We start from the raw sequence: 16,107 nt of genomic DNA on the forward strand, positions 1-16,107 counted from the left end.
GGGCCCCTGCTCACCGGGGTCGAACAGCCGGCCCCGCTCAGTCCTCCTCGACCGTCTCCAGGAGCTGCTCCGCCTCCGCGCGCCGCTCCTCGGCCGCCCCGTCCTCCTCGGCCGCGTCCGCGTAGGCGGACAGCACGGCACGCGCGCGTGCGGCCGCCTCCGCCGGGCGGCCCAGGTCCGCAGCCAGCCAGCCCGCGGCCAGTTCGGCGCCGGTGCGGGCGTGCAGACCGTCGTCCCCGAGCGCCGCGAACACCGTGACCGCCTCGGCCATCCGGGCCAGCGCCGCGTCCAGGGCGGACCGGATCGAGTCGTCCCCGTCGTCCTCGGCCGCGGAACGGGCGAGCAGGTCGCCGAACTGGCGGTGGGTGTGGCCCAGCTCGGCGGTGAGCCGGGCGCGCGTCTCCTCGTCGGGCGCGTCCGCCAGCGCCGCCGCGCACTCCCGGACCGCGTTCTTCATCAACTCCCGCGCGGGATCCGCGCCGTCCTCGGCACGCAGCGCGAGCCACGCGCGGGCACGCAGAGCGCGCACCAGACCGTGGATGTTGCCCAGCTCGCGCCACAGGTCACCCGCGCGCGTGTAGGCCCGGTCCGCCTCCTCGTGCAGCCCCGCCTGCCCGAGGGACTCGGCGGCGAGGTGCGCCAGCGTCGCGTGGTCGTGCTGCTCGGGCCAGTGCCGGGCGATCTCCGCCGCCTGAAGCCGCCGTTCGGCCGCCTCCCGGTACTCGCCCAGCTCGCTCAGACAGTCACCGAGCCACCACTGCGTCTGGACGACCGCCCCGTCGCCGTGCGTCTCCGCGCTCAGGTCCGGCAGCGCCGACTCCAGCACCTCGGCGGCCTCCGCCCAGCGCCCCTGCCGCAGCAGGAACCCGCCGAGCTGATGCCGCGCCCAGGCGCCGAGCGTCGGCCCCTCGCCCGCCTCGTCGGCCCAGTGCGCCGCCTCCAGGGCGTGCTCGGCGGCCTCGTCGGACAGGCCCCGGCCGCCGAGGACCTCGGCGAGCTGGAGGTGCAGCTGCGCCCGGCCCGGCGCCTCCAGCCGCGGCCCGCCGTGCTCCAGGGCCGCCCGCAGCGCCCGCTCCGCCTCCGCCGTGTCGCCCAGGTGGTGGGCGAGCCCGGCCAGCCGGGCCTCGTACTCCACCGCGAACCACGGCAGCCCGGCCCCGACGAACGCCGCCGAGGCCCGCGCGAACAGCCGGGCGGCGCCCGCCACATCGCCCGAGAGCGCCGCCAGCTCGGCGAGCATCGCCTGCGCCTCGGCGGACCGCGAGGCGAGCCGTACGTCGTCCTCGGTACGTCCGTCCACCAGCGCCAGCACCTCCCGCGCCGCCGCCTCCGCGGCGCCCACGACCGCCGGGTCCACCGGCTCGTCGGCCTCGTGGACCTGCCGCATCAGCACCCGGGCCCGGCCCATCAGCACCGCCGCCGTCTGCCGCAGACCCGTGCCGTCCTCGGCGTACAGCGCGAGCACCTCGTCATAGGGCCCGCCGACCCCCGCGAGGGCCTCCGCCAGGCGCCCGGTCAGGGCACGGACGTACGCCGCACGCGTGCGTGCCGCCAGTGCCTCGCCCGGGTCGCCCGCCTCGGCGTACAGCTCCGCGGCCCGCTCGAACAGCTCGACGCCCTCGGGGCCGAGCTCCATCGCCCGGTGATCCATGATCTCCGCGTGGTCCCGCGCGTCCAGCTCGGTGCCCTCGGCGGCCCGTGCCACCGCCGCCCACGCCTGCACGGCGTCCGGCTGCAAGGTGTCCGACAGCCGCCGGGCCTCGGCCAGCAGGGTCGGCAGATCCGCCTCCACGGGCTCATCCTGCGCCGGAACCTCCGGCACCGGAACAGTGCCGGAAGCCACCGTGCCACGCGCCGAACGCACCCCCAGCGGCAACCGCTCCACCAGCGGTTCCTGCGCCATACGCGCGCGTGCCAGCTCACTCACCCGCGCGGTGCCGTTGCGCAGATCGAACCGGCCGGCCAGCTCCAGCGCCTCCGCACGCGCGTGCGCGGCCAGTTCCCGCGCCGTCCAGGTGCGCCCCGCCGGCCCCGGCACCCGCTGCCCGCCGAGCCCCAGGCCGGACAGCCGCTCCATGAGCAGCGTCACCACGGACAGGAACTCCAGCCTGCTGCGCGGATGCCCGGAGTCGGTGAAGTACGCCGGACGCTCCGCGAGCAGTTCGAGACCGCGCGCCTCGTTGCCGGTCAGCGCGCAGAACTCCACATGGTCCGCGTACGCCCCGCGCATGCTCTCCATGGGCCGCACCAGCCGGAAGCCCCGCAGATGGTGGGCGCGCGCCTCGTCCACCCGGTCGAGCCGCAACAGGGGCACCAGGGAGGAGGCGAGCGCCGTGTGCGGCTCGTGGGCGCAGGTGAACTCGCCCTCCAGGACCGGCCGCCACAGTTCGAGCGCCCGCTCGTCCCGGCCGCGCTCCGCCTGCCACCAGCCCTGCCCGTGCAGCTCGCAGGCGGGACAGTCGGCCATCGGGTCCCGGTCGGCGGCCAGCCACGCCGCGTACGCCCGCTCCGCCCGCGGCAGGTCCCCGATGTGCGCGGCCACACTGAACTCACTGCTGCGCACGGCACGTTCGGAGTGCCCGGCGAGCCGGTAGCGGTGCTCCATCTCGCCGAGCCACTTCTCTATGGACGCCAGCGGCACGTGCGGCTGGTCGAGCATGCCGGACGTCATCCACTTGAACACCCAGTGCAGGGAGTGCGCCTCCTGCGCGTCGAAGTCCCCGGGCCGCTCGTCCCACATGCGCAGCAGCCGCGCGAAGGGGACGAACATCTTGTCCTTCTCGGAGCTGTAGTTGTAGACCGTCAGCTGGTGCCCGAGCGCCTCGATCACCGCGAGCGGCATGCCCAGCGTCTCGGCCTCCGCGAGCAACTGCTCCGCCCGCGCGTTGCGGGCCGGGCCCTCGGGCAGCTCGGCGTTCTCCGCCATCGCCCGGCGCAGCGCGTCGAAGTCCGTGATCCCGGTCATCAGCGACCCTCCTCGCCGTTCGTGGCCCACTCCAGCAGAGAGATGAAGGCCCGGTTCAGCAGCGCCGAGTCCGCGGGCCTGAGCGGCCGCTGCGCCATCAGCAGCGCTTGTCCGTACAGGGACTCGGTGGCGGTGCCGATCAGTTCCGCGTCACCCAGCGAACTGATCCTCCGGATCAGCGGGTTGAGGTGGTTGAGCACCAGACGCGCGCGGGGCGCGCCACCGCGCAGCGAGCCCAGGATGCCCGCCCACAGATCGTCCGCCCGCTCCTCCGCCTCGGCCCGCGCCTGCTCGTGCCGGGCCGCCCGGTCGTCCAGGTGCAGCGCGGGCACGGACAGCGGATGGAAGGCCCGCAGCACCACATCGCAGCCCAAGGGGTCCAGCTTGGCCCGCGCCGCCGCCAGGAAGCCGGACAGCGCCAGTTCCTCGGCCGGGTCGACGGAGTCCAGATGCGCGGTCACGGTGTCCGCGTCCAGCTCGGCGACGACCGTCCCCGGGCGCACCGACGGCACCGCCTCGACCAGTTCGCTGTCGTAGGTGTAACCGCCGTTGATCACCCCGATGCCCTGTGCGGACGCGATCGGCGCGACCTGCCGGTACTCCTCGACGGTCCGCGTGAAGTGCACGACCGGGTGCCGCTGCGCGAACTCCTCCAGGGACAGCCGCCCGTCGGTCGTCTCGAACGGCAGCCACGGCAGCATCGTGCGCAGCATCTCCCTGTCGTGCCGCGCCAGGGACTTCACGCCCAGGTGGTGCACCGACAGGAAGGCCGCGAGACGTTCCGGATCACCGGCCGCCAGCCCCGTCAGCCAGGAGCGAATCCTTTCGCCGAGCGCCTCCCGTACGGCCGCGAGCGTCTCGTCCTCGTACAGCGACTCGCGCGAGGCGGTGGGCCGCAGACTGTCCGTGTCGAGCACACAGCGCACGAAGAACGCCCAGTCCGGCAGCAGCTGTTCGGCCCGCTCGGTCAGCAGCATGCCCTTCAGATGCACCCGGTGACCGGCACGCTGGGCCGGGCTGACCGCCGACGGCAGCACGTACGCCACCCCGCGGATCCCGGCCAGCGGAACGTTCAGCCCGATCGAGTCCAGCGGAGTGAACCCGAACAGATCATGACAGTGCCGGGCCAGCGCCACCCGCCGGTTCGCGGGCGAGGGGTAGACGCGGTCCCAGGGCGCCGGCAGATCGGTGACCTCCTCCTCGTCCACGCGTACGTCGTACGGCAGCAGCGAGCCGAAGTCCCGGGCCAGTGCGAGCACCCGCTCCCGCGTCAGCCACTCCCCGGCACCGGCCCGCGCCACCAGGTGCACGGTGGTGCCCGGTTCGGGGCGCTCGGCGTCCGGCAGCGTCCGCACGGTGTACGAACCCTGGTCCGTCGCCGTCCACTCCACCGGCGGCGCGTCCGGCGTCCGGGCGCTGCGGCTGACCACCCGGATCCGCTCGGCGACCACGAAACAGGCCAGCAGGCCGATGCCGAACTGGCCGAGGAAGTCCGAGCGGACCGCCTGAAGACCGTCCGCCCGTTTGGAACTGCGGCCGATCGTCGCCAGCAGACTGTGCACATCGGACTCGGTCAGCCCGATACCGGAGTCCTCCACCCGCAGGGCGCCGCCGTCGGAATCGACGTACAGCCGCACCCGTGCCGGGGCGTCCGGCTGTTCGGCCCGCCGGGCGGTGATGGCGTCCACGGCGTTCTGCAGCAGCTCGCGCAGATAGACCTTCGGACTGGAGTAGAGGTGATGGGAGAGCAGGTCCACCAGGCCGCGCAGGTCGACCTGGAACGTATGAGGTGACTGGGGTGCCTGGGATGACTGTGAGGTCTGGGAGTCCATCGTCGCTGCGCCGGTGGGGGGAGTGCGTCGGCGCGGGGTCGGGCGGTCCGTGTGAGGCGGTGACCGCGAGGGATGGCCGTAGGACGCGTCATCCTAGGCCCCAACCAGCCGTCTGACCAGGGCTTTCCTTGGACTTTACGGTCAAGGCGGGCACGAGGTCTGCGGCGATGTCAGTGTCGTGGTGTGCAATGGATCTCGTGCCCGCACTGCAAGAACCACTCCAGCAGCCACTGAAGTCGGTGCTCGGCCCCGCCACCGCGAAGGTGATGGCCGAGCACCTCGGCCTGCACACCGTCGGCGACCTCCTGCACCACTACCCGCGCAGATACGAGGAGCGCGGCCAGCTCACCCACCTCGCCGACCTCCCCATGGACGAGCACGTCACGGTGGTCGCCCAGGTCGCCGACGCCCGGCTGCACACCTTCGCCTCCGCCAAGGCCCCGCGCGGCAAGGGCCAGCGCCTGGAAGTCACCATCACCGACGGCAGCGGCCGGCTCCAACTGGTCTTCTTCGGCAACGGCGTTCACAAGCCCCACAAGGAGCTCCTGCCGGGCACCCGCGCGATGTTCGCGGGCAAGGTCTCCGTCTTCAACCGCCGCCTCCAGCTCGCCCACCCCGCCTACGAACTCCTGCACGGCGACGGCGAGGAGACGGTCGAGACCTGGGCCGGCGCCCTGATCCCGATCTACCCCGCCACCGCCAAACTGGAGTCCTGGAAGATCGGCAAGGCGCTCCAGACGGTCCTGCCGACCGCCCAGGACGCGGTGGACCCCCTCCCGGACACCCTCCGCGCGGGCCGCGGGCTCGTGCCGCTCCCCGAAGCCCTGCTGAAGATCCACCGCCCGCACACCAAGGCGGACATCGCCGACGCCCGCGCCCGCCTGAAGTGGGACGAGGCCTTCGTCCTCCAGGTAGCCCTGGCCCGCCGCCGCCACGCGGACGCCCAACTCCCGGCAGTGGCCCGCAACCCCCTGCCGGACGGCCTCCTGTCGGCCTTCGACGACCGCCTGCCCTTCACCCTCACCGAGGGCCAGCAGCGGGTGACCGGCGAGATCTTCACCGACCTGGCGACCGAGCACCCGATGCACCGGCTCCTGCAAGGCGAAGTCGGATCCGGGAAGACGATGGTGGCCCTGCGAGCCATGCTCGCCGTCGTCGACGCCGGTGGCCAGGCCGCCATGCTCGCGCCCACCGAGGTGCTGGCCCAGCAGCACCACCGTTCCGTCGTCGAGATGATGGGGGAGCTGGCCGAGGGCGGCATGCTCGGGGGAGCCGAGCACGCGACCAAGGTGGTGGTGCTGACCGGGTCCATGGGAGCCGCCGCCCGGCGGCAGGCGCTGCTCGACCTGGTGACCGGCGAGGCCGGGATCGTCATCGGGACGCATGCGCTGATCGAGGACAAGGTGCAGTTCCACGACCTGGGACTCGTCGTCGTCGACGAACAGCACCGCTTCGGCGTCGAACAGCGCGACGCCCTGCGAGGCAAGGGCAAACAGCCGCCCCATCTGCTCGTCATGACGGCCACACCCATCCCGCGCACGGTCGCCATGACCGTGTTCGGCGATCTGGAGACCTCCGTCCTCGACCAGCTCCCGGCCGGGCGCTCACCGATCGCCAGCCATGTCGTCCCGGCCGCCGACAAGCCGCACTTCCTCGCCCGTGCCTGGGAGCGGGTGCGCGAGGAGGTCGAGAACGGCCATCAGGCGTACGTCGTCTGCCCCCGGATCGGGGACGAGGAGGACGACCCCAAGAAGGCCCGGAAGTCCGCCGAGGACGAGGCGGAGAAACGCCCGCCGCTGGCAGTTCTGGAAGTGACCGACCAGCTGGCCAAAGGCCCGCTCGGCGGCCTGAAGGTGGAGGTGCTGCACGGCCGTATGCACCCCGACGACAAGGACGCGGTCATGCGCCGGTTCGCCGCCGGGGAGACGGACGTCCTGGTCGCCACCACCGTCATCGAGGTAGGGGTCAACGTCCCCAACGCCACCGCCATGGTGATCATGGACGCCGACCGCTTCGGCGTCTCCCAGCTCCACCAGCTGCGCGGCCGGGTCGGCCGTGGCTCGGCCGCGGGCCTGTGCCTGCTGGTCACCGAGATGCCGGAGGCCAGCGCCGCCCGCCAGCGCCTCAACGCCGTGGCCGCCACCCTCGACGGCTTCGAACTCTCCCGCATCGACCTGGAACAGCGCCGCGAGGGCGACGTCCTCGGCCAGGCCCAGTCCGGCGCCCGCACCAGCCTCAGGATGCTGGCGGTCATCGAGGACGAGGAGATCATCGCGGAGGCGAGGGAGGAGGCGACGGCAGTGGTGACGGCGGACCCGGAGCTCCGAGACCTCCCGGGCCTGAGAACGGCCCTGGACGCCCTCTTGGACGAGGAGAGAGAGCAGTACTTGGAAAAGGGGTGAGAGAGACTTTCCCAGGGGCGCGGCGAACTGCGCGACCAGCCACACTGATACCCAAAGCCGCCCACGACGAAGGACCGAAGATGACCCGCGTGATCGCCGGCGCAGCCGGGGGCCGTCGCCTCGCCGTGCCGCCAGGCACCGGCACCCGCCCCACCTCCGACCGCGCACGCGAGGGCCTCTTCTCCACCTGGCAGTCCCTCCTGGGCTCCCCTCTGGACGGCGAACGCGTCCTGGACCTCTACGCCGGATCGGGCGCCGTGGGCCTGGAGGCCCTCTCCCGGGGAGCGAGCCACACCCTCCTGGTCGAGGCAGACGCCAGAGCGGCCCGAGTCGTCAGGGAGAACGTCAAGAACCTCGGCCTCCCCGGCGCCGAGGTCCGCGCGGGCAAAGCGGAACAAGTCATCCACGCGGCGCCCCCGCAGGAGCCGTACGACATCGTCTTCCTGGACCCTCCGTACGCCGTCACGGACGACGATCTTCGGGAGATTCTCCTCACACTCCGCTCGGGGGGCTGGCTCGCGAAGCACGCGCTCGTCACCGTGGAGCGCAGCACCAGAGGTGGCGAATTCCGGTGGCCGGACGGTTTCGAGGCGATCCGGGCCCGTCGCTACGGCGAGGGAACGTTTTGGTACGGTCGCGCCGCCTCAACGTGCGAAGACGCACGATGACCGGACCGGAGAGCGAGGGACCTCAAGTGCGCCGTGCCGTCTGTCCCGGGTCGTTCGACCCGATCACCAATGGACATCTCGACATCATCGCCCGCGCCTCCAGGCTGTACGACGAGGTGTATGTCGCGGTGATGATCAACCAGTCGAAGAGGGGCCTGTTCGAGGTCGAGCAGCGGCTCGAACTGATCAGCCGGGTCACCGCCGAGTACGGCAACGTCCGGGTCGAGGCCTTCCACGGCCTCCTCGTCGACTTCTGCAAGCAGCGCGACATCCCCGCCATCGTCAAGGGCCTGCGCGCGGTCAGCGATTTCGACTACGAGCTTCAGATGGCCCAGATGAACAACGGCCTCTCGGGTGTCGAGACCCTCTTCGTCCCGACCAACCCGACCTACAGCTTCCTGTCCTCCTCGCTCGTCAAGGAGGTCGCGACGTGGGGCGGCGATGTCTCGCACCTGGTGCCGCCCGCCGTGCTGGAAGCCCTGAACGAGCGGCTGCGCAGGGACTGATGGGGCTACAGTCGTCCCGTCCGTCTCCAACACAGCTGTAGAGAGTGGCGAGCACACGATGGACGTGCAGAAGAAGCTCGACGAGATCGTCGCGGCGGTCTCCAGTGCCCGGTCGATGCCGATGTCGGCCTCGTGCGTGGTCAACCGCGCCGAGCTGCTCTCGTTGCTCGAAGAGGTCCGCCAGGCCCTGCCCGGCTCCCTCGCGCAGGCCCAGGAGCTGATCGGCGACCGTGACCAGATGGTCGAGCAGGCCCGCCAGGAGGCCGAGCGGATCATCCAGGGCGCGCACGCCGAGCGCGGCTCGCTGATCTCGGACACGGCGGTCGCCCGCCGCTCCCAGGCCGAGGGCGACCGGATCCTCGCCGAGGCCCGCAAGGAGGCCGAGGAGGTCCGCGCCGAGGCCGACGACTACGTCGACTCCAAGCTCGCCAACTTCGAGGTCGTCCTCACCAAGACCCTCGGCTCCGTCGGCCGCGGCCGCGAGAAGCTCCTCGGCACCGGCCCGGGCGTCGACGAGCAGGGCTACGAGGACGAGGACGCCCCCGAGCGCAGCCACGACCCGGAGACCCTGCGCCGGACCGCCGACGAGTACGTCGACGTCAAGCTCGGCGCCTTCGAGGCGGTGCTCGCCAAGACGCTGGAGGCGGTCGGCCGCGGTCGCCAGAAGCTGCACGGCCGGATCGCCACCGATGACCTCGGCGCCCTCGGCGACGACCTCAGCACCGTCCAGCACTCCAGTGACGCCGACTATCTCGCCGACCTGGCGGCCCTCGCCGAGCGGGACGCCCCGGCCCCGGCCCCGCAGCAGCAGCCCGAACAGCCGGAGTACGCCCCGCAGCAGCCGTCGTACGACCCCTACGGCGGCTACCAGCAGCCGGCCTACGCCCAGCAGGACCCGTACGGGTACCAGCAGGCGGATCCCTACGCCTACCAGGGCTACGACGCCCAGCAGGCGGCGTACGACCCGAACCGGATGCCCCAGCAGGGCCAGCAGTCCCCGCAGGGCCAGCAGGGGTACGCCCTCGACGAGACCAGTCTCTTCGACACCAGCATGATCAGCGCGGAGCAGTTGCGGGCCTACGAGCAGGGTCGCGGCCAGTAGGGGATCCACCGGATTGGGCTGTGAGCGAAAGGTCCAGTATCCTGGCTCTTCGGTCGCGCGTACGTCCGCGATCAACGCTGCCCGGGGACACCGAGGGCGGCGTCCCTCTGAGCTGAGAAGATCGAAAGCAGGAATGGCTCTGAACGCCCGCCTCGACCACCGCAACCCGCTCGTGTTCGACACACACGAGCTGGGGCGGCGTCCTGGCGCGCTCCAGCGCCTGAACCGCTCGATCGAAGCGCCCAAGGACCTCGGTCTGAAGGACGTCATCGAAGTGCCGGAAGGCGCCCCGATGGAGCTCGACCTCCGCCTTGAGTCGGTCATGGAAGGGGTGCTTGTCACAGGCACCGCCCGTGCACAGGCCAAGGGGGAGTGCGTAAGGTGTCTGGAGCCGCTTCAGCTCGACGTCGAAGCGGACTTCCAGGAGATGTTCTCGTACCCCGACGCCGACGAGCGGGGCCGCCCCAAGGCGGAACCCGACGACGACGCCGAGGACGACGAGGACAGGCTCTTCATCGAGGACGGCCTGTTCGACCTCGAACCCGTGCTGCGCGATGCGGTGGTGCTCGCACTGCCGATGCAGCCGGTGTGCCAGGAAGACTGCCCAGGTCTGTGCGCCGAGTGCGGCGCGCGCCTCGCGGACGACCCGGACCACCACCATGACGCCGTCGACATCCGATGGGCGGCATTGCAGGGACTCGCCGGTTCACTCGGAGACGGCGAGAAGGACGAGATGAGCGGCGCCGAAGCGGAAGCGGGCGTCGACGAGAAGCAGGAGAAGTAGCCGTGGCTGTTCCGAAGCGGAAGATGTCGCGCAGCAACACGCGCCACCGCCGGTCGCAGTGGAAGGCTGCGGTCACCCCCCTGGTTGCGTGCGAGCGCTGCCACGAGCCCAAGCAGCAGCACATCGCGTGCCCGTCTTGCGGCACCTACAACAAGCGCCAGGTCCTCGAGGTCTGAGCGGCTGGTGAGAGGCACTGTGTCCACGCCGAAGAAAAACTCTGCGGAGACCACGGCCTCGTCCCACACGCTGTTGGAAGGGCGGCTCGGCTACAAGGTCGAGTCCGCCCTTCTGGTGCGTGCGCTGACCCACCGTTCGTACGCGTACGAGAACGGCGGTCTGCCGACCAACGAGCGCTTGGAGTTCCTCGGGGACTCCGTCCTCGGCCTCGTGGTCACGGACACGCTGTACCGCACCCACCCCGATCTGCCCGAGGGCCAGCTGGCCAAGCTGCGGGCCGCGGTGGTCAATTCGCGTGCGCTGGCGGAGGTCAGCCGCGGGCTCGACCTGGGTTCCTTCATCCGGCTGGGCCGTGGTGAAGAGGGCACGGGCGGCCGGGACAAGGCGTCCATCCTCGCCGACACCCTGGAAGCGGTGATCGGCGCGGTCTATCTCGACCAGGGCCTGGACTCTGCGGCGGAGCTGGTGCACCGCCTGTTCGACCCCCTGATCGAGAAGTCCTCGAATCTGGGAGCCGGCCTGGACTGGAAGACCAGTCTCCAGGAGCTCACCGCGACCGAGGGGCTCGGTGTGCCCGAGTACCTGGTCACGGAGACCGGCCCCGATCACGAGAAGACCTTCACTGCTGCCGCCCGCGTCGGAGGCGTCTCGTACGGCACCGGCACCGGCCGCAGCAAGAAGGAGGCGGAGCAGCAGGCCGCCGAGTCCGCCTGGCGGTCCATCCGGGCCGCGGCGGACGAGCGCGCCAAGGAGGCAGCCGCGGCAGCGGAGGCCGACGAGGCGTCCGCCTCCGCCTAGGGCAAGTTTCACGCCCTACGAGTAGCAACCCGAGCGCCCGCACCCGTACCCGGGGCGGGCGCTCGGCTCATACACCGGCTTGTACGGGGGATGCCATGCCCGAGTTGCCCGAGGTCGAGGTCGTCCGGCGCGGTCTGGAGCGATGGGTCGCCCATCGCACGGTCGCCGACGCCGAGGTGCTGCACCCGCGTGCCGTCCGCCGTCACATCGCGGGCGCGGACGACTTCACGCACCGGCTCAAGGGCCACCGCATCGGAGTTCCGAGCCGCCGCGGCAAGTACCTGTGGCTGCCGCTGGAGGACACGAACCAGTCGGTCCTGGCCCACCTCGGCATGAGCGGTCAGCTGCTGGTGCAGCCGCACGAGGCCCCGGCCGAGAAGCATCTGCGCATCCGGGTCCGCTTCGCCGACGCCCTCGGCACCGAGCTGCGGTTCGTCGACCAACGCACCTTCGGCGGACTGTCGTTGCACGACAACACCCCCGAGGGACTGCCGGACGTCATCGCGCACATCGCCCGCGACCCCCTCGACCCGCTCTTCGACGACGAGGCGTTCCACCAGGCGCTGCGCCGCAAGCGGACCACCATCAAACGGGCCCTGCTCGACCAGTCGTTGATCAGCGGCGTCGGCAACATCTACGCGGACGAGGCCCTTTGGCGCACCCGCCTGCACTACGACCGCCCGACGGCGACCTTCACCCGCCCGCGCAGCCTCGAACTCCTGGGCCACGTAAGGGATGTGATGAACGCGGCCCTCGCGGTGGGCGGCACCAGCTTCGACAGCCTGTATGTCAACGTCAACGGCGAGTCGGGCTACTTCGACCGGTCCCTGGACGCGTACGGCCGTGAGGGCCTGCCGTGCAAGAGGTGCGGTACGCCGATGCGCCGGCGGCCGTGGATGAACCGGTCGAGCTACTTCTGCCCGAAGTGTCAGCGGGCGCCGCGGGTCTCGTCGTAGCGTCCGCGTGCCGCGAGCACGTCGTCCATGCGGCCCTCCAGGAAGTGGATGAGGCCGAGCAGCCGGGTGGCCACCTCGTGGCCCAGCGGCGTCAGCTCGTAGTCCACGCGGGGCGGGTTGGTCGGCTGGGCCTCGCGCAGCACCAGGCCGTCGCGCTCCAGCGCGTGCAGGGTCTGGGACAGCATCTTCTCGCTCACGCCGTCGATGCGTCGGCGCAGCTCGTTGAAGCGCAGCGACCCGTCGTGCAGAGCGCCGAGCGTGAGCGCGCCCCAGCGACCCGTGACGTGCTCCAGCGTGCCGCGCGAGGGGCACACCTTCGCGAACACGTTGTACGGCAGGTCCTGCTCCGCCGTGCGCTCCTGTGCGATGTCCATGCCCGAAGCGTACCCGCACACAGCGCTGCCCCGTGGACAGCGCTGCCCCGTGGACAGCGCTGGCCAGGAGTTAGCCCACCCCGGTGGTTCACCCTCGCGGGGTGAGGTGACGCCGTCCGGCACGGCGGAGCCTTTGCGTGGGCAGGCCGAGACGGGCCCCTGCCCACGCCCTTGCTGCCCGAGGGGACCGGGAGGCGACACGTGGTCGGGACGGCAGAGCCGAGGCGGACGACGGGACGCGGGCAGGTGCTGGCCGCGCTGGCCCTGGCCCAGTTCATCTGCAGTTTCGCCGGCTCCAACATGAACGTGATGATCAACGACATCAGCGAGGACCTGGACACCAGCGTCCAGGGCGTGCAGGTGGCGATCACCGTGTTCCTGCTGGTCATGGCGGCATTCATGATCCCCGGCGGCAAACTGACCGACCGTTTCGGCCGCAAGCGCTGCTTCCTGACCGGCCTCGTCGTCTACGCCATCGGCGCCCTGCTGAGCGCGGTGGCACCGGGGCTCGGAGTGCTGATCCTCGGCAACTCGATCCTCGAAGGCATCGGCACCGCGCTGCTCATCCCGCCCGTCTACATCCTGGCGACCCTCCTCTACCCGGAGGTGACCTCCAGGGCCCGTGCCTTCGGGGTCATCATGGCGCTGGGCGGGATCGGCGCCGCCGCCGGCCCGCTGATCGGCGGGCTCATCACGACCGGGATCAGCTGGCGGGCGGCCTTCGTGTTCCAGGCCCTCGTCATCGCGGTGATCGTCGTCCTCAGCCTGCGCATGGACGACCCGCTGCCCGCCGATCCGACCCGCACCTTCGATGTCTTCGGTGCCGTACTCTCCGCCGCCGGGCTGATCCTCGTCGTCATGGGCATCCTGGCCGCCGACGACAACGTCTGGCTCATGATCGCCCTGCTGCTCCTGGGCGCGGCGGTGCTGCTGTGGTTCTTCCAGACCGTGCGCGCCAAGGAGGCGGCGGGCAAGGAGCCGCTCCTGTCGCTCAGCCTGTTCGCCAACCGCACCTCGAACCTCGGCCTCATCACCCAGAACGTGCAGTGGCTGATGCTCATGGGCACGTCCTTCACGGTGGCGGCCTACCTCCAGGTCGTCCGCCATTACGACGCCATCGAGACCGGCGTCGTCTTCACCGCGGCCACGCTCGGGCTGCTGCTGACGTCACTGGCCGCCGAGCGGCTCGCCGAGCGGTACAGCCAGCGCACGCTCATCATGACCGGCTTCGCCGCGTGCATGGTCGGCGTGGTCGCCCTGATCACCCTGGTCGCCGCCTACTCGACCGCCTGGGCGTTCGTCCCCGGACTCCTGCTGATCGGACTGGGCCTGGGCGTGATGCTGACCCCGTCCGTCAACGTCGTGCAGTCGAGCTTCCCGGAGGAGCGCCAGGGCGAGATCTCTGGCCTCTCCCGCAGCGTCTCGAACCTCGGCTCCTCCTTCGGCACCGCCATCGCCGGCACCATCCTGGTCTCCGGCCTCACCAAGGGCGCCTACGCCGCCGCGATGATCACGCTGGCCGCCCTGAGCCTCATCGGCCTCACCGCGGCAGCGCGCCTGCCCGCACGGATCGAGGCACGGTAGAGCGGATTTGGCGCGCGGCCGATCGACTCAGCTGTGATCGATCCACTCGCTGAGTCTGATCCTCACCTGGTGGTTGTGATCGGTGTGCCAGACGACCTCGCCACTGACCCGACTTCCCAGCGCCGGAAGACTCGCATCGGGTGGCATGGAGCCGATGTCCGCCAGCCCGACCGCATGGGGCACACCGTCGATGCGAAGGAAGACCCCGAAGGGCCGGCGAATGACGACCTGACCAGTGACGCGGGTGCCCACGGGCAGCGCGGACACAGTCGCCGGCCACGCTCGGCGAACCTGCTCAGGGGACGGATCGTCAGGCCAGGCGTATTCGGTCATGTGCTCGGTCTCTGACCTGCGGTTGGCTCAGTAGCCGAAGTTCTGCGTCCACCAAGGGCCGCCGGAGGCCATGTGGACGCCGACTCCCAGGGTCTTGAAGTCGCAGTTGAGGATGTTGGCGCGGTGGCCGGGGCTGTTCATCCAGGCGTCCATGACCGCGGCGGCGTCGGCCTGGCCGCGGGCTATGTTCTCGCCACCGAGGTTGGTGATGCCGGCCTTCGCGGCCCGGTCCCAGGGGCTCGAGCCGTCCGGGTCGGTGTGGTCGAAGAAGCCCCGCTCCGCCATGTCCTCGCTGAACGCGGAGGCCAGATCGGCGAGCGAGCTGTTGGCGGCGACGGCATTGCAACCGGCCTTCGCCCGCTCCTCGTTGACCAGCCGGAGGACCTCGGCCGCGGCGGCGGCCTCCTCCGACAGCGTCACCGGCGCGCTGGGCTTCTCCGGCGCCTTGGTGGCGGCCTTCGACGGCGGCGTGTCGGTCTTCGGCTTCTTGCTCGGCGTGGCCTTCGGCTTCTTCGACGGAGTCTTCGTCGGCTCGGGCGCGGTGGTCGAGGGCGCCGCGGACGGCGAGACGGACCGCTCCTGGTCCCGGCTGGCCGGGGTGCTGTCGTCGCGGTTCTCCGCGGTGCCCGAGGTGCCGCCCTGCTCACTCGGCGAGCTGGTCGGCGAGTCGGCGGCCTGCACCTTGTCGCTGCTGCCGCCGCCGAGGGTGTAGTTGTCCCCGCCGGGCAGTACGCCGGTGGCGACCGCGACGGTGCCGAGGGCCACGGCGGCGGAGACCCCGAGGAGCCCGGTGCGCACCGGGGTGACGGCCTTCTTCTTCTTGCGACGGTTCGGCCGCCCGCGCTCGGCGCCGTCAGCGGGGGAGAAGCCCTCGCTCGCGAAGACGGCGGTGTCCGACTCCCGGGCGTAGTCCTGGCCGTAGTCGTCGCCCCGGCCGTCGTCGCCCGAGAAGAGATAGGCCTCGGTGGTCGCGTAGGCACCGGCGTACGCGTCCTGGTGGAGATAGGGCGCGATGCCCACCGTCCCGTCCGGGAGCGGGTGCGAGTGCGCGTGCGGGTGCCGGTCCGGGTACGAGTCCCAGGTGTTCTGGTTCCACTCGGAGGAACCGTCTGTGTGGCTGACCCCCGTGGCGCGGCCCGTGGCGGCGCGTCCGGCGGCGGAGCGTCGGTGGCGTCCCATGTCCTGGCCTTCCTCGTCCGTGCGGTCGACCCGTTCCCCTGGCGATCAACCAACTCACCCGATCGAGTGAGTTTCATATGAGATTCATTGGGTGGGGACGGTACCGCATGGCGCTGGGTGTGGAAGTGCCCAGTGAGACATTGGGCGGTTAGGTTGCACTCATGAGCGAGGATGTTCGGCTGGTCGCCTGGGTGCGTGGACGCGTGCAAGGTGTGGGTTTTCGCTGGTTCACACGTGCCAAGGCGCTGGAGATCGGCGGCCTGAGTGGTTTTGCTCTCAATTTGGACGACGGACGCGTCCAAGTGGTCGCCGAAGGTCCGCGCCCGGGTTGTCAAGGGCTCCTCGACTGGCTGGAGGGGAACGACACGCCCGGCCGCGTGGACGGCGTCACCGAGATCTGGGACACACCTCGCGGGGGATACGACGGCTTCGCCATCCGTTGATCCC

Annotated in this window: 15 protein-coding genes; 10 read left to right on the plus strand and 5 right to left on the minus strand. The window is 71.2% G+C overall.

Annotation, left to right across the window (positions count from 1 at the left end; all coding sequences use genetic code 11):
* Nucleotides 1-37: 37 nt before the first annotated feature.
* Both STRCI_RS28745 and STRCI_RS28750 read right to left on the minus strand, forming a co-directional pair.
* Nucleotides 38-2,965, minus strand: coding sequence for a tetratricopeptide repeat protein (locus STRCI_RS28745; protein WP_269661860.1), 2,928 nt, complete (start codon nucleotides 2,963-2,965; stop codon nucleotides 38-40).
* A complete protein-coding gene (locus tag STRCI_RS28750) occupies nucleotides 2,965-4,797 on the minus strand; it encodes an HSP90 family protein (protein ID WP_269661861.1) in 1,833 nt (610 codons plus the stop codon). Before STRCI_RS28750 ends, STRCI_RS28745 begins: the two co-directional genes overlap by 1 nt.
* Before the next feature lie 188 nt (nucleotides 4,798-4,985).
* On the opposite strand from STRCI_RS28750, the gene recG reads away from it, so the two are divergent.
* The 8 genes from recG to mutM all read left to right on the plus strand — a co-directional run bounded on the left by recG (nucleotide 4,986) and on the right by mutM (nucleotide 12,190).
* Nucleotides 4,986-7,199 (plus strand): ATP-dependent DNA helicase RecG, encoded by a 2,214-nt coding sequence (gene recG, locus STRCI_RS28755; RefSeq protein WP_269661862.1) that lies wholly within the window; start codon nucleotides 4,986-4,988, stop codon nucleotides 7,197-7,199.
* A gap of 80 nt (nucleotides 7,200-7,279) precedes the next feature.
* Entirely contained in the window at nucleotides 7,280-7,867 is a 588-nt protein-coding gene (rsmD, locus tag STRCI_RS28760) for a 16S rRNA (guanine(966)-N(2))-methyltransferase RsmD (protein WP_269661863.1), read from the plus strand.
* 26 nt (nucleotides 7,868-7,893) lie between these two features.
* A complete protein-coding gene (gene coaD, locus STRCI_RS28765) occupies nucleotides 7,894-8,373 on the plus strand; it encodes a pantetheine-phosphate adenylyltransferase (RefSeq protein WP_269664670.1) in 480 nt (159 codons plus the stop codon).
* Nucleotides 8,374-8,431: 58 nt separating this feature from the next.
* The gene (locus STRCI_RS28770; RefSeq protein ID WP_269661864.1) at nucleotides 8,432-9,475 is read left to right on the plus strand and encodes a cell division initiation protein; all 1,044 of its coding nucleotides are present in this window, start codon (nucleotides 8,432-8,434) and stop codon (nucleotides 9,473-9,475) included.
* A gap of 133 nt (nucleotides 9,476-9,608) precedes the next feature.
* On the plus strand, nucleotides 9,609-10,259 hold the full coding sequence (locus tag STRCI_RS28775; protein ID WP_269661865.1) for a YceD family protein: 651 nt from the start codon (nucleotides 9,609-9,611) through the stop codon (nucleotides 10,257-10,259).
* Nucleotides 10,260-10,261: 2 nt separating this feature from the next.
* Nucleotides 10,262-10,435, plus strand: a complete 174-nt coding sequence (gene rpmF / locus STRCI_RS28780) for a 50S ribosomal protein L32 (RefSeq protein ID WP_015657589.1) — start codon at nucleotides 10,262-10,264, stop codon at nucleotides 10,433-10,435.
* 7 nt (nucleotides 10,436-10,442) lie between these two features.
* A complete protein-coding gene (gene rnc, locus STRCI_RS28785) occupies nucleotides 10,443-11,234 on the plus strand; it encodes a ribonuclease III (protein WP_418953386.1) in 792 nt (263 codons plus the stop codon).
* A 95-nt stretch (nucleotides 11,235-11,329) separates the two neighbouring features.
* A complete protein-coding gene (gene mutM / locus STRCI_RS28790; RefSeq protein ID WP_269661866.1) occupies nucleotides 11,330-12,190 on the plus strand; it encodes a bifunctional DNA-formamidopyrimidine glycosylase/DNA-(apurinic or apyrimidinic site) lyase in 861 nt (286 codons plus the stop codon).
* Here mutM and STRCI_RS28795 read toward each other — a convergent pair.
* Nucleotides 12,163-12,564 (minus strand): winged helix-turn-helix transcriptional regulator, encoded by a 402-nt coding sequence (locus STRCI_RS28795; protein ID WP_269661867.1) that lies wholly within the window; start codon nucleotides 12,562-12,564, stop codon nucleotides 12,163-12,165. The two genes, mutM and STRCI_RS28795, sit on opposite strands and share 28 nt — an antisense overlap.
* A gap of 201 nt (nucleotides 12,565-12,765) precedes the next feature.
* On the opposite strand from STRCI_RS28795, the gene STRCI_RS28800 reads away from it, so the two are divergent.
* Nucleotides 12,766-14,148 carry an MFS transporter gene (locus STRCI_RS28800; RefSeq protein WP_269661868.1) on the plus strand — a complete coding sequence of 461 codons (1,383 nt, stop codon included), beginning with the start codon at nucleotides 12,766-12,768 and terminating at the stop codon, nucleotides 14,146-14,148.
* Between the two features lie 27 nt (nucleotides 14,149-14,175).
* Here the strand turns inward: STRCI_RS28800 and STRCI_RS28805 are convergent, their stop codons facing one another.
* Entirely contained in the window at nucleotides 14,176-14,481 is a 306-nt protein-coding gene (locus tag STRCI_RS28805; RefSeq protein WP_269661869.1) for a hypothetical protein, read from the minus strand.
* A gap of 27 nt (nucleotides 14,482-14,508) precedes the next feature.
* Entirely contained in the window at nucleotides 14,509-15,660 is a 1,152-nt protein-coding gene (locus STRCI_RS28810) for a CAP domain-containing protein (RefSeq protein WP_269661870.1), read from the minus strand.
* 161 nt (nucleotides 15,661-15,821) lie between these two features.
* Here STRCI_RS28810 and STRCI_RS28815 point away from each other — a divergent pair, with 161 nt between their 5' ends.
* A complete protein-coding gene (locus tag STRCI_RS28815; protein WP_269661871.1) occupies nucleotides 15,822-16,103 on the plus strand; it encodes an acylphosphatase in 282 nt (93 codons plus the stop codon).
* Nucleotides 16,104-16,107 lie beyond the last annotated feature (4 nt).

The sequence above is a fragment of the Streptomyces cinnabarinus genome (assembly GCF_027270315.1).
In the GTDB taxonomy this organism is placed as follows: domain Bacteria; phylum Actinomycetota; class Actinomycetes; order Streptomycetales; family Streptomycetaceae; genus Streptomyces; species Streptomyces cinnabarinus.

Bases quoted from the DNA above. Each gene is read 5' to 3' on its own strand.
- STRCI_RS28805 (WP_269661869.1), bottom strand. From the start codon at position 14,481: ATGACCGAATACGCCTGGCCTGACGATCCGTCCCCTGAGCAGGTTCGC.
- STRCI_RS28770 (WP_269661864.1), top strand. From the start codon at position 8,432: ATGGACGTGCAGAAGAAGCTCGACGAGATCGTCGCGGCGGTCTCCAGT.
- STRCI_RS28750 (WP_269661861.1), bottom strand. From the start codon at position 4,797: ATGGACTCCCAGACCTCACAGTCATCCCAGGCACCCCAGTCACCTCAT.
- STRCI_RS28775 (WP_269661865.1), top strand. From the start codon at position 9,609: ATGGCTCTGAACGCCCGCCTCGACCACCGCAACCCGCTCGTGTTCGAC.
- STRCI_RS28745 (WP_269661860.1), bottom strand. From the start codon at position 2,965: ATGACCGGGATCACGGACTTCGACGCGCTGCGCCGGGCGATGGCGGAG.
- recG (WP_269661862.1), top strand. From the start codon at position 4,986: ATGGATCTCGTGCCCGCACTGCAAGAACCACTCCAGCAGCCACTGAAG.
- STRCI_RS28795 (WP_269661867.1), bottom strand. From the start codon at position 12,564: ATGGACATCGCACAGGAGCGCACGGCGGAGCAGGACCTGCCGTACAAC.
- mutM (WP_269661866.1), top strand. From the start codon at position 11,330: ATGCCCGAGTTGCCCGAGGTCGAGGTCGTCCGGCGCGGTCTGGAGCGA.
- STRCI_RS28810 (WP_269661870.1), bottom strand. From the start codon at position 15,660: ATGGGACGCCACCGACGCTCCGCCGCCGGACGCGCCGCCACGGGCCGC.
- STRCI_RS28815 (WP_269661871.1), top strand. From the start codon at position 15,822: ATGAGCGAGGATGTTCGGCTGGTCGCCTGGGTGCGTGGACGCGTGCAA.
- rsmD (WP_269661863.1), top strand. From the start codon at position 7,280: ATGACCCGCGTGATCGCCGGCGCAGCCGGGGGCCGTCGCCTCGCCGTG.